Annotated in this window: 9 protein-coding genes; 3 read left to right on the top strand and 6 right to left on the bottom strand. The window is 62.3% G+C overall.

The genetic code is table 11. The annotated features are described in order from the left end of the window. Positions 1 to 15: 15 nt before the first annotated feature. Positions 16 to 1,086: a pyruvate dehydrogenase (acetyl-transferring) E1 component subunit alpha gene (gene pdhA / locus G522_RS0121445; RefSeq protein ID WP_026792790.1), complete on the bottom strand. Its 1,071-nt coding sequence runs from the start codon at positions 1,084 to 1,086 to the stop codon at positions 16 to 18. Between the two features lie 161 nt (positions 1,087 to 1,247). Next, positions 1,248 to 1,586, bottom strand: a complete 339-nt coding sequence (locus G522_RS0121440; RefSeq protein ID WP_026792789.1) for an FtsB family cell division protein — start codon at positions 1,584 to 1,586, stop codon at positions 1,248 to 1,250. A gap of 247 nt (positions 1,587 to 1,833) precedes the next feature. Between G522_RS0121440 and G522_RS28100 the strand changes: the two genes are divergently transcribed. Further along, positions 1,834 to 2,520 (top strand): DUF930 domain-containing protein, encoded by a 687-nt coding sequence (locus G522_RS28100; RefSeq protein WP_169453576.1) that lies wholly within the window; start codon positions 1,834 to 1,836, stop codon positions 2,518 to 2,520. 8 nt (positions 2,521 to 2,528) lie between these two features. On the opposite strand, the gene ntrX is transcribed toward G522_RS28100, so the two are convergent. Next, positions 2,529 to 3,899, bottom strand: coding sequence for a nitrogen assimilation response regulator NtrX (gene ntrX, locus G522_RS0121430; protein ID WP_026792788.1), 1,371 nt, complete (start codon positions 3,897 to 3,899; stop codon positions 2,529 to 2,531). 115 nt (positions 3,900 to 4,014) lie between these two features. Then, the gene (locus tag G522_RS28095; protein WP_210162958.1) at positions 4,015 to 6,255 is read right to left on the bottom strand and encodes a sensor histidine kinase NtrY-like; all 2,241 of its coding nucleotides are present in this window, start codon (positions 6,253 to 6,255) and stop codon (positions 4,015 to 4,017) included. Between the two features lie 178 nt (positions 6,256 to 6,433). Between G522_RS28095 and G522_RS0121420 the strand changes: the two genes are divergently transcribed. Beyond that, positions 6,434 to 7,441, top strand: coding sequence for a KpsF/GutQ family sugar-phosphate isomerase (locus G522_RS0121420; protein WP_026792787.1), 1,008 nt, complete (start codon positions 6,434 to 6,436; stop codon positions 7,439 to 7,441). A gap of 50 nt (positions 7,442 to 7,491) precedes the next feature. On the opposite strand, the gene G522_RS0121415 is transcribed toward G522_RS0121420, so the two are convergent. Then, complete coding sequence (locus tag G522_RS0121415; protein ID WP_026792786.1) at positions 7,492 to 8,856, bottom strand: cation-efflux pump; 1,365 nt, start codon at positions 8,854 to 8,856, stop codon at positions 7,492 to 7,494. Between the two features lie 75 nt (positions 8,857 to 8,931). Beyond that, entirely contained in the window at positions 8,932 to 11,007 is a 2,076-nt protein-coding gene (pbpC, locus tag G522_RS0121410) for a penicillin-binding protein 1C (protein ID WP_169453574.1), read from the bottom strand. Positions 11,008 to 11,271: 264 nt separating this feature from the next. Here pbpC and G522_RS28090 point away from each other — a divergent pair, with 264 nt between their 5' ends. Further along, the gene (locus tag G522_RS28090) at positions 11,272 to 13,329 is read left to right on the top strand and encodes an FIST N-terminal domain-containing protein (RefSeq protein ID WP_084633328.1); all 2,058 of its coding nucleotides are present in this window, start codon (positions 11,272 to 11,274) and stop codon (positions 13,327 to 13,329) included. Positions 13,330 to 13,355 lie beyond the last annotated feature (26 nt).

Genomic DNA, 13,355 nt, shown 5'->3' with positions numbered 1-13,355 from the left:
ATCCTCTCGACGCGGTCAGCGAAGAATGTCGGTCCAGAGCTCGGAGGGATCCGGCTCGGCATCGGCAGAGGCGAAATCAGCCGCTTCCGTCACGACGGCGCGGACGTTCTTGTCGATCTCCTTGAGATCGTCCTCGCTGGCCCAGCCCTTCTCGACCAGCCGCTTCCTGACCTGCTCGATCGGATCACGCTCGTCGCGCATCTTCTGAACTTCGTCCTTGGTCCGGTACTTGGCCGGATCGGACATGGAGTGACCGCGATAGCGGTAGGTCTGCATTTCCAGGATATAGGGACCATTGCCGGCTCGCGCCCACTCGACGGCGCGATCGGCCGCCGCCTTGACGGCGCGGACGTCCATGCCATCCACCTGCTCGCCGGGAATGTTGAAGCTCTCGCCGCGCTTGGCGAAATCGGTCTGCGCCGACGAACGGCTGACCGAGGTACCCATGGCATAGCGGTTGTTCTCGATGACGAAGATCACCGGCAGCTTCCAGAGCTGCGCCATGTTGAAGGTCTCATAAACCTGACCTTGGTTGGCAGCACCGTCGCCGAAGTAGACAACCGATACGTTATCCGTGCCGCGATACTTGTCGGCGAAGGCGAGACCAGCACCAATTGGTACCTGGGCACCGACAATGCCATGGCCGCCGAAGAACTGCTTTTCGCGGCTGAACATGTGCATCGAGCCACCCTTGCCACGCGAATAACCGCCCTGGCGACCAGTCAACTCGGCCATAACGCCCTTGGGGTCCATGCCGCAGGCCAGCATATGACCATGATCGCGATAGGAGGTGGTAACCTGGTCCTCACCCTCGCGCAGCGCCTTCTGAATACCGACGACCACGGCTTCCTGGCCGATATAGAGATGGCAGAAACCGCCGATCAGACCCATGCCATAGAGCTGACCGGCCTTCTCTTCGAAGCGTCGGATCAGCAGCATGTCATGATAAGCCTTGAGCTCATCATCCTTATCGAACTCAGCGACCTGATAATTGATAGCCGGGTTGGAAATCTTGCCGGTTTTTCTCGTTGCGGAGGTCGGGGCCGAAGCGCGGCTGCGCTTCTCGGTCGCCGGTCGTACAGCCATTGAGCGTTCCTCCCATGTAGGGATTATTTCGTAGGGCGCCGACGGAACCCCTTTCCCGGGAGCAAGTCAAGGTTTGGATCGCATGTCAATCATGCGAAAGCTGCATCACTCGATGAGTGAATTAACTGAAATCAAGTTAATCAACGGAAAATATAGCAATGTCAATTGGTTTTGGCTTGAGCCAGCTTGTCAAAATCCATGATGACGACTTCATTGGGATTGACGACCGAAAGCTGCACACGCGCCCTCTCATCGACCATGTCCTGATCGAGACTGGAAGGGCGCAATAGCTTGACGTGCGCCTCCAGCGCCGATTTTTCGGCATTGAGGCGGGCCAGCTCGGCATTGAGTTCCTGGGTACGGCTCTCGAAGCGGGCGCGTCCCACCATGCCATACTCACCGTTGACGGCATGATAGCCGAAGTAGCCGAGGAAAACAGCCGTCACGGCGGGAAGGATCAGGCGGCGGAGCCAAGACGGGCGATGCTGGCGGGTAATCATACGCAACAAACTCACGCGGAGACGATGGGAACATCCCGTTCCCTTTCAGAGAAATCTGGACCAACGTGGTAAAGGGAGGGTGAACGGCAACGAGTTCGCCGCAAAATGAGTCCACAAGGGGCGCAATAAGCAAAAGGTGGCAAGCTAGCGGCGAAGCGCCAGCAGATCACGACATCGTGTCCGAGGCGAATCCACCAAACCGCCACGAAGATCGGCGATGGCTGGGGCAAAGTGGGAGGGCCTCGGAGTGAGGATAGCGCAGACCTTGCCGCGGCCGGCGACGGCCCTGTCAGTGGTCGGCCATGCAGTGTTCCTTGCCGTTCTCGCCATCGAAACACCGCGCCATATGGCTATTGCTCAACCGCCCGCCGCGGTTGAGGTGGTCATAGTCGCCCCGCCGAAGAGCCCCGTAGTGGCGCCTGCCGCCCCCTCCCCGATCGCCACGCCGCCGCCCCAAGCCATCAGCCCGTCGCCGGCCTCTCCGGCCCAGACAGTTCCTCCAGCCCAGACTGCTAGCCCATCGTCCAATACGCGTGTAACGGCGACCCAGTATTTCGCCAGTGCCGTCCTGGACAACCCGCGGAATCGGGAAACCCGGCAAACGATCGCCACCCTGGGCAGCGACGAACGGTTGATCCAGCTATGCAGCATTGAGGCCATGGAACAGCTCAAGCATTGGAAGGCTGGCTTCGTTCCCCACAATGTCGTCGCTTATGCGATGTCCGATCCGTCGCTGACTTCGAAATCGATCGAGGCACCCGGCGCTGCCGTCTACGCTGACGGCAAATGGTATCGGCTGTCATTCAGATGCACTGCGACCGACGCTCTCGACCGTGTGGCATCTTTCGACTTCACGCTCGGCAGGCCCATCCCTCATCGAGAGTGGGAACAGCATTCTCTACCCGAGCTGGTCGAAGGTGACCCAACGGACTGAGAACCAACTCAGCCGGCGATCGCCAGGCTCTTCAGCTTTCGGTGCAGAGCCGAACGCTCCATGCCGACGAACTCGGCGGTGCGCGAAATATTGCCACCGAAGCGGTTGAGCTGGGCCTTGAGATATTCCCGCTCGAAAATCTCGCGCGCCTCCCGAAGCGGCAACGCCATCAGATGCTCGCCGCCCGAACCAGACGGCAGCGACGGCAACATGGTGCCGATTTCCGATGGCAAGAGGTCGGCGGTGATCACTGCCTCCGGATCGCCGCGCGTCAGGATCATCAGCCGTTCGACGTTGTTGCGAAGCTGGCGGAGATTACCCGGCCAGTCGTGCGACTGCAGAACGGCCATGGCGTCCTCGCCGATGCGCCGCACCGGTAGACCGGTAGCCCGGGATATCTGATGCATCATCTGTTCGATGAGGAACGGAATGTCCTCGCGCCGCTCCGAGAGGCCCGGCACGCGCACCGGCACCACAGCCAGACGATGGAACAGATCTTCCCGGAAATGGCCCTCGGCGATCTCGCGCTCGAGGTCGCGCGCCGTTGACGACACATAACGCACGTCCACGTGCACCTTCTGGGTACCACCGACGCGTTCGAAAGCCTGATCGACAAGGACGCGCACCATGCGATTCTGCATCTCGCGCGGCATATCGCCAATCTCGTCGAGGTAAAGCGTACCGCCATGCGCCTCTTCGAGGGCACCGACCTTGCGCTTGCCGTCGGCGTCGGACTCGCTGCCGAACAGCTCGACCTCCATGCGTTCGGGTGAGAAGGCTGTGGCATTCAGCACCACGAACGGACCGGCCGCCCGGTGCGAATGCTCATGGATGGCGCGTGCCACCGACTCCTTGCCGGACCCGGAAGGGCCGGAAATCAATACGCGGCTGTTGGTCGGCGCCACACGGTCGATCGTGTTGCGGAGCTGATTGACCACCGACGAACCGCCAACGACGCCTTCCTGACGATCGGAACGAATTTGCAGTTCGCGGACTTCGCGCTTGAGGCGCGAGGATTCCAGCGCCCTTTCGGCAATCAACACCAGACGGTCAGCCTTGAACGGCTTCTCAATGTAGTCATAGGCGCCGCGCTTGATGGCGGAGACGGCCGTCTCGACATTGCCGTGGCCAGAAATCATCACCACCGGCACATCCGGATTGTTGGCCTTGATCTCGTCAAGCAGTTGCAGGCCGTCCATGCGGCTGCCTTGCAGCCAGATATCGAGGAAAATCAGCTGCGGACGCCGCTCAGCAATAGCCTGAAGAGCCTTGTCGCAGTCACCGGCGGTCCGGGTACCATGACCCTCGTCTTCCAGGATGCCCGCCACGAGATCGCGAATATCGACCTCGTCATCAACGATCAGAATGTCGGTCGCCATTGTTTCCTGCGTATCCGTTCTGCCGCTTAGCGGCCGTCCTCATGTCCCCAGGCGCTTTGGCAGTAACATAAATGTCACACGATCTGAAGCCCTATCGACTGCAAACTATCCACAATCAACCCGTTCTGTTGGGATCCGTCGGCAGACTGATCCTGACCATCGCTCCGTGTCCGCCTTCGGCGACCCTTGGTGAGTCCAGAAGATCGATGCTGCCGCCGTGCTCCTCGACGATCTTGCGCACGATGGCAAGGCCGAGACCGGTGCCCTTCTCGCGCGTCGTCATGTAGGGCTCCAAAAGCCGGTGCCGCTCGGCGGTCGGCAAGCCAATGCCGGTATCCACCACCTCGACGATGTTGAAACCGCCGGCCTCACGGCCATAAACGTCGACGCGCGCCCCCGCCCGCTCGCCTTCGGGCAACCCTTCGATCGCTTCCACCGCATTCTTCACGAGATTGGCCACTGCCTGGCTGATCAGTCGGTGGTCGAAGTGGCCCTTGAGCGGCGTTTCCGGCAGATGCGCCTCAAAGGTAATCTCGGGATGGCCGACGCCCAGCAGAAACACCGCCTCGCGCACGCTCTCGCCAAGGTCGCGCTCCTCGAAGGACGGTTTGGGCATGCGGGCAAATTGCGAGAATTCGTCGACCATACGGCCGATGTCACCTACCTGCCGCACGATGGTGTCGACACACTGATCAAACACCCTCCGGTCGTCGTCCACCACCAACTTGCCGAACCGCCGTCGAATACGCTCGGCGCTGAGTTGGATCGGCGTCAGGGGATTCTTGATCTCGTGGGCAATGCGCCGGGCGACGTCCGCCCAGGCCGATGTGCGCTGCGCCGAAACCAGCTCGGAGATATCGTCGAGCGTCACCACATAACCATGCTCGCGATCCAGCGACCGGTCGGGCGTGACCTTCACCAACACGGTGCTCTTGTGGTTGCCGCGCACCAGAGCAATGGTCTCCTGGTGCGATCGCCCCGTGTCTTCATCGCGGAGCGCAGTGAAGAGGAGATGGGTCAGCTCCGGCACCTCGTCGACCAGCAGTCGTCCAACGAAACTGAACAGATCCACCCCGAGCAGTGACAAGGCCGACGCATTGGCGATGGTAACGTGGCCGTCGTTGGAAATGCCGACAACGCCGGCCGACACGCCCGACAACACCGCTTCGGTGAACCGTCGCCGACGTTCCGCCTCTTCCGAGGCTGAGATCAATTCCTGCCGCTGGCTCCTGAGCTCCACCGTCATCTTGTTGAAGGAAGCGCCAAGACTGGAGATGTCGTCCGAAGTCGCGCCAACCGGCACGGCGGCGGAAAGATCTCCATGCGCCACCCGATCGGCGGCGTTGATCAGGTGGCGGATAGGCGCCACGAGGTAATTGGCGAACGACAGACCAACCCACATGGCACCGAGCAGGAAGACGAGCGACATGCCGCCGAAGATCATGGCGAAGCCGATCTGAACGTCGGAGCGGTTGTTCTCCAGCTCGCGATATTCCATGGCGCTGTCGCGGGCGAGCTTCAGATTATCCAGCACCTGCTTGTCGAGCAGACGGACGATATAGAGATAGGTCTCGTCATAGGTCCTGAGCTTCAGGAGACCTCCAACCTGATTGGACTGACCGGGCTGCAGCAGAACCGCCGTCTCCTTGCGCGCCTCGTTGATCGCTTCCACTGTCGGCATGACCGTCTTGACGCTGGGATCGATGTCGGAGCGCACGATGACGTTGCCGTTCTTGTCGAGCAGATAGGCGCTCTGCAAGCCATGCAGCGAGGCCTGTAGTCGCACCAGATTCTCGAACCGGGTCGGCTCGTAGTCATAGAGGGGTTTGGCTGCGTCAAGCGAAGTGGCGATGCTGATGAGATCGGCGCGCAGCACGCGCGCGTGTTCCTGCATGTAGGCGCTCGCCACCGTCAGCACGTTATCGACCACTTGGCGCGTCCGCGATTCGAACCAGTGGTCAAAGCCCTGATTGAGCGAAACCGTGAAGGCCACAGCCACCATCACGGCCGGCAAGGCGGCAATGAAGGCAAACAGCGCCACCACACGCAGATGCAGGCGGGCCGCCGCCCGTCCCTCGAACCACGCCCAGCCGAGCCGCCACACCTCCTGGCCGACCATGAAAATCATGGCGGCCAGCAAAAGGCCGTCGAGCACCAACACGCCGCGGATGATATCGGTGGTCGGCGGTATCGGCAGGAGATTGGAAATCAGCGCAAAGGTGCCGAGCGAGAACAGTGTGGCGACCGCCACCAGCACGAGGCCAGCCAGCCGCCGCCCCCGTCCCTCGGCGTAGACATCCTTCATTGCCATTGGCTTTGCGGCAACCTCAGCCTGACCAACCGACAACTCCGCCATCGTCCGTCTCCATTGCACCATCCGAGCCGTCTATCACGATTGCGGCTTCTTGACGAAAACCAGGTGCAAAAGCCGAGTATCCGTCTTTTTTGTCCCGGTGCTGCCACAAGGCTCGCTTTACATCCTGACGCAATGAACTAACAAGGCGACCAGCCAATAAACGCGGATCTAAGCCGACATGACCGATAGCCCGCTCCCCAAGCCCGCCCTCGCAGCGGCGCTGCATGCCATCGAAATCACCCGTACGGGCGTCACTGCCCTCGAAGAGGCCGCACTGCACGGCCCGCTTGGCAAAGCCATCGACAAGGCGATTGACATCATCGCCAACGGCAAGGGGCGGCTCATCGTCACCGGCATTGGCAAGAGCGGCCATATTGCTCGTAAACTGGCCGCCACGTTTTCATCCACCGGCACACCCGCCTATTACGTCCACCCCACCGAGGCCGGTCACGGCGATCTCGGCATGGTCGACGGCAGCGACGTCATCCTGGCATTGTCCTGGTCGGGAGAAACCACTGAACTCGCGGTCGTGCTGGCCTTCGCCAAGCGCTTTGATGTTCCGGTCGTCGCGCTGACTGCCGGCGCCGAATCGACGCTGGCCGCCGCCTCCGATGTAGCTCTCATTCTGCCCAGAGTGCGCGAAGCCTGCCCGCACAACCTGGCGCCGACCACCTCGACCGTACTCCAACTCGCCATCGGTGACGCCATTGCGATGGGCGTCATGGTGAAAAAGGGTTTCTCGGAAGCAGATTTCCATATCGTGCATCCGGGCGGCAAGCTCGGCTCGCAGCTTCGACGCGTTGCGGAGATCATGCATACCGACCGCCTGCCCATCATTGACGAAGGCAGCCGAATGACCGACGCCATCCTGGCGATCAGCTCAGGTGGTTTCGGCGTGGTTGGCGTCACCGGGAAGGATGGCGGTCTGGTCGGCGTAGTGACCGATGGTGACCTCCGCCGCTTCGTGCATTCCGATCTCGGCCCGCAGTTGAGCGCCGCCAAGCTGGAAACGCCGGTCATTGAGGTGATGACGCGCAAACCGGTCACCGTAGCACCCCAGATCTTCGCGGCGGAAGCGCTCGACCTGCTGCAAAATCGCAAGATTTCCGTGCTGTTCGTCGTTGAAAACCAGAAGCCGGTCGGCGTCCTGCACACCCTCGATCTGCTGCGCATCGGCGTGGCATGACGCCACGCTGAAAAGCCTGGTTCGCTATCCGTGGCGGGTGCACCAGCCGGTCATTCCCTCAAGGGCTCCGGATGGCTGACAATGCGTCGAATCTCCGGGAAGGCAATCCGCGCGCCCCGTTCCACCGCGTCGGCACGGCGATGCACCTCGGCGGCGCTGAGCGCCGGTGGGAAGCGGCAATGGAAGGCGACGAACACGCCTTCGTCGATTTCGCGGACCCGAACGTTGTGGATGTCCGAGACGCCATTTTGTTCCGCCGCCTCCTTGAGGACGGCGGCATAGGCGGCAACCCGATCGTCCGGCAGCTTGGCGCCGGGGATCAGATCGGGATAGAGCGGCTCCAGATGCGTTTCCACTTCGATCTCGGCACCGATCTCGGCGCGGATAGCCGCTTCGAGACGGCTCGCCACCTCGTGGGCTTCTCCGAGCGGCATGGCGCCGTCAACCTCGCAGTCGAGTGATACCGACAGACGATCGCCGAGATGCTGAATGGTGATGTGGTGTACCGGGATGCGCTCGCGCGAGGCGGCCAGGAACACTCTCTCCCTGAGACTCTCGTCGTCGATCGGCATCGGTCGCAAGCTGACCGTCGCCTCGGAGTCGGCGATCTCCGCCGAAATTGTCGCGGCCATGGCTCGCTTGACCGCAGCCGTCTCGCTCAGGCTGAAAGTTCGCGGCACTCCTGCCGATATGTCGACAAAATGTCGGGGACCGACGGCGCGCACCCGGAGCTGATCGATAGCCACCACGCCCGGCAGATCCTGCAACAATCTGCGAAGCGTCCGGCCAATGGTGGGCGACACCCGATCGGTTAGCTCATCGGCGGTGCGGCGGATCATTCTGAGGCCCAGCCAGCCGATGAAGAGGGCGATGGCCGCCGCCGTCACCGAGTCGGCCCAGTCGGCGCCATAGATGGTCGCGACGAAGCCGACGATGACGATCGTCGAAGAAGCGACATCGGATAGGAAGTGCATGGCGTCGGCGGCAAGCGCCCGGCTGCCGGTTTCAACGGCCGCCTTGTGGAGCGCACGGGCGCGCCACAGGTTGATGAGGATCTCCACGCCCAACACGGCAAAGGCAATGAAGTTGACCGAGGGTGGGGCCGCCGCGCCAACAAAGCGATTCCAGGCCTCGACGGCAACGCCGCCGGCCAGCACCAGAAGCAGCGTTCCCTCCCCGAGCGCGGCGAGATCTTCGAACTTGCCATGACCGTAGGGATGGTCGTCGTCAGCCGGCCGGTCGGCGAAGCGCACCGCCAGAAAGGTGACCAGAGTGGCGATGGCATCGGTTCCCGAATGCAGCGCGTCGGTAACCAGCGCCAGCGAGCCGATCAACAGGCCAACGATGAGCTTGGCGGCGGTGAGGCCGATGCTGGCGAACAGCGATACCAGCGCCACCCGTTCTTTCCTGGTCATCGCCCCTCGCCTTCCGTAGTCTAACGGAGACGTGGCATGCTCTTCTGAAGACCGGAACGCAAGCGTCAGCGGCCGTCATTCCACGAAAACGGTGACCCGATCGGCCCTGCCCTCGCCGTCAATGACCGACAGCGTCACGAAACCGGCGCCCTTTGGGAAATAGCTGAACTGCCGCGCCCACGGCTCCTGCGCCACCGGCGCTCCATCGGCGAGCCACGTGAACGGCCCTTTGCCATTGCGGACCTTCAGCGCAAGTGGCTGCGGCGAGCCGGCACGGAAACCGAGATCGACGTGGGCACCCGTCGGCGGATAAGCGATTTCCGGCCCGGCGTCCCTCGACGCCACCGCCGCTCGTGCGCCGCGCAGCCTTTGAAGCGGCGGCGGCAGCTCGGCGTTGGATACCTTGAGAAGGCCCGGTGGCTCCGGCGGTAATCGGGTGGTGCCCCCCGCCCGAACGAAGGTATCGGCGAGAATCGGCACGGCGACATCGACGCCCATCAGACCGGGGAGAGGCGCGCCATCCGGTCTGCCCACCCAGACGCCCACCACGTAGCGGCCATCGTAGCCCATCGCCCAGGCATCGCGGTAGCCATAGGAGGTACCCGTCTTGATGGCGACGCGCACATCCCCCTTGGTCGCGCCAAGCGGGCCGGCCAGGATATCGGTCACATAGGCGGCAGCCCGTTCGTCCATCAGCGGCTTGGGTGGTTCGGCAGGTCCTACGGCATCCACCCGCTCGCGAAGCGCGATCGGCCGGCCGCCCCGGGCCAATGCCGTATAGAGCGTCGTCAAATCGTCGAGCGTCAGCCCGACGCCGCCGAGACCGACCGCAAGATTGGCCGGCGCCATATCCGGCAGCTTCGCCTCGACGCCAGCCCGGCGGAAGCGCGTGATCAGCCGCGCCGGCCCCACCAGTTCCAGAGTTTGGATCGCCGGTACGTTGAGGCTTTCCGAAAGCGCCTGCCGCACCGTCACCGTGCCACGGAACGTCTTGTCGAAGTTGTTGGGCGTGTAACCGGCGAAGGCAGTCGGCCGGTCCTCCACCAGCGTCTCGGGATGGGCAATTCCGGCTTCGAAGGCGAGACCATAGATGAACGGCTTGAGCGTCGAGCCCGGGGAGCGGATCGCCCTGGTCATGTCGATCGAACCGGCCCGTCTCTCGTCGAACAGTCCCGCCGACCCGACCGACGCCAGCACGTCACCGCTCGTTTCCTCCGCCACCATGATTGCCACGGAAACGTTGGGGCCGATGGCGCTTGCCCGCTCGGCGGCGAGGCCTTCGAGCGAGGCCTGCAGCTTGCTGTCAATGGTGAGGCGAATCTCACCTTCTTTGGGAGCGGACGCAACTGCTCGATCGGCGGCATGAGCGGCCAGCAGTGGGAAATCGCGCCGCCGGGTCGGCACCGGCTCGGCGATAGCTGCGTCGGCATCGGCCTTGGAAAGAACGCCGCTGTCGACGGCACGCCTCAGGATGCGGTCGCGCGCTGCCTTGGCGGCGACTGGGTCGCGATCCGGACGCCGGGCCTCAGGCGCCTGCGGCAGCGCGACCAGAAACGCCGCCTCGGCAGGCGTCAGGCGCGACGGCTCCTTGCCGAACCAAGCAAGCGAGGCCGAGCGCACTCCTTCGATATTGCCGCCGAACGGCGCAAGACCGAGATAGGCAGCGAGGATGTCATCCTTGCTGGCGAAGCGTTCGAGGGCCAACGCCTTGACGATCTGGCCGAACTTGCCACTCGGCGATCGGGTATGCAGACGCTCCGAAAGACGCACCACTTGCATGGTCAAGGTCGACCCGCCGGACACGATGCGGCCGTGGGTCATCAACTGCCAGCCGGCACGGAGAAGTGCTTTCGGGTCGACGCCGGTGTGCTCGCGAAAGCGACCATCCTCGGTCGCCAGCAGCAGCTTGACATAGGCCGGATCGACGCGGGCCGGATCGACAGGTAAGCGCCACAGTCCATCACTGACGGTATAGGCCCGCAAGATCTCGCCGTTGCGCGCCGTGACGACTTGCGACGTCGGCGCAAACAGATCGACAGGCGGCGTGGCATCGACGAGACGCAGGAAGCCGAACGTCACAAGCGAGCCGCCGACGACAAGCGATATCGTCACGGCTGCCACCACTACCAGCGCAAAACGTCGAACGGCCACGGTCCCTCTCCGGCTGAGCAGTTATGCTATCGCACGAAGACAGCTGCGGCGAGAAGCTAATAGGAAGCGCCTTCTGGATGACCGACGAAGCTAAATAAGGACCGTCCCCAGCGAGGCACGAAAAGCAAGGTGGCCTCAGCACGAGGCACTGCGACAAAAGTCGCAAGAGAAATAATACACATTCAAAATAGCACAACGTTAACGCTCAACGCCTAGAGATGAAGTTGGAGAGACGCGGGCGGATGCTGAACTCTGGGGGATAGAATGGGATTTTTCGGCAAAGTACTGTCGAAGCACGAGGCGCCGCGTGAGGCCATCGTGGGTGTGGCCAGCGGCAAGGGGGCCGAGGTGCAGGCCGAGGCGCCACGCACCGCAGCGGAGCCACTGCGCATCCTGCGAACGGACGCCAGCCTCTCCAGCATTGGCTCGAACGATTTCCTGTTCGATGGTCGCCCAGCCAGTCTGGTCCTTGCCTTTGTCTCGCCCAAGGTGGACTTCGCCAGCGTGACCCGCAGGATCAAGTCGCTCGCCCCTTCGTCCGAGGTCGTGGCAACGACAACGGCCGGTGAGCTATGCGCTCGTGGCAGCGAAAAGATCTACTGCGAGACGGATGGCAGCTGGCAGAACGTGGTCGTTCAGATCTTCTCGCCTGCCCTTATCGAAAAGGTAGAAGTATTCTCGGTCCCGCTTTCGTCGCAAGACCTGCGAGCGGGCCAGTCGAAAATGTCGCACGGAACGCGCATTGCCAAGATCATCTCGGCGCTGGGCAGCGTCAAACCGGCCATGCATCTCGACGCCAAGTCGACCTTCGCCCTGACTTTCGTCGACGGCCTGTCGATGTCGGAAAGCTACTTCATGGAGGCGGTGTATGAAGCCGGCCGCTTCCCCTGCCTGTTTATCGGCGGCTCCGCCGGCGATGCGCTGACCTTTACGGAAACATTGCTGTTCGATGGCCGGCAGATCGTCAAGGATCACGCGGTCGTCGCCTTCGTCAAGATGGCGCCGGGGCAGCGCTACAGCGTTATGAAAAGCCAGAACTTCCGCAAAATCGGCCCGAGTTTCGTCGTGGTCGATGCCGATCCCGACCGTCGGTCGGTCAGCGCCGTCATCGACGAGAAGACCGGACAGGTCGTCTCGCTCGTCAAAGCCCTGTCCACCACCCTGAGGGTCGAGCCGGCGAAGCTCGAGGCTGCCTTGAAAGGCAAGGCATTCGGCGTCGAACTGGGCAACGAGCTGTTCGTTCGCTCGGTGGCCAGGATCGATGTCGAAAAAGAAGTGTTCTACTTCTATTGCGATATCGGCCCGGGCGATGATCTGACGCTGCTGGAACAGACCGACTTTCTCGAGCAAACCCGGACCGACGTCGAACGCTTCCTGCGCGGCAAGCCGAAGCCGGCCGGCGTTCTCATGAACGACTGCATCCTGCGCCGACTGTCCAACGCCGAGGCACTGTCGCGAACCGGCGGTATCTGGCCAGCCCCCGTAGCAGGCTTCTCGACCTACGGGGAGCTGTTCGGCATCAACATCAATCAGACCCTGTCGGCGATCGTCTTCTTCTCCGATGTGAAGCAGGAATTCAAAGACGACTATCTCGACAATTTTGCGATCCATTATGCAAGCTTCGTCAATTACTTCACTCGCAACCGGCTGAAGCGCGTCGAGATCCTCAATCGCCTGAGAACCGGCGTCATCGATAAGGTGTCGGACTATCTGGAGATGTCCTCGAAGATCGAAGGCACCTTGTCGGAGATTTCCAATATCGGCGACGTCATGGCCGGCATCAGAGCGGCCATGGTCGGCTCTCGCTCCGAACACAGCGGTAAACCTTCCAATACGGAGGCGCTGGCCGCTCGCTTTGGTGGCCTCAACGACGCGCTGGCAGCGTTGCGGCAGGTCGTGGCAGTCATCGACAACATCACCGGCCAGACCAACCTATTGGCCCTCAACGCGACCATCGAGGCGGCCCGCGCCGGCGAGGCTGGCAGAGGCTTCGGCGTGGTGGCCGGCGAAGTGAAAAAGCTCGCCAATGACACCAAGGCGACGCTTGGCCATACGCAGACGGCGATCGCCAACATCGAGGAATCGCTTCGCGAACTCGGCCTCATCATCGAGGCCACCAAGGTGGAATTTTCCGAGGAAGGCGAACGCTACAAGCACATCGTTGGCAACGTAGAAGAAATCTTCGCTCAGAGCGGCCATTTCGAGCGTTCGATTGCCGACCTGTCGTCGACCGTCGCCAGCCATCGGAACAGTGTCGACCAGGCGGTCAGCAGTATCGAGTTCCTCCACCGCCTCGACAAGAGCAACAAGGACGCCGCCTGATCCCAGGCTTTTCGTCTGCGACCCAA

This window comes from Pleomorphomonas oryzae DSM 16300 (genome assembly GCF_000422965.1).
Classification (GTDB): Bacteria; Pseudomonadota; Alphaproteobacteria; order Rhizobiales; family Pleomorphomonadaceae; genus Pleomorphomonas; species Pleomorphomonas oryzae.
The sequence above is the reverse complement of the archived record's forward strand: the minus strand, read 5'-3'. Positions and strand labels throughout refer to the sequence as shown.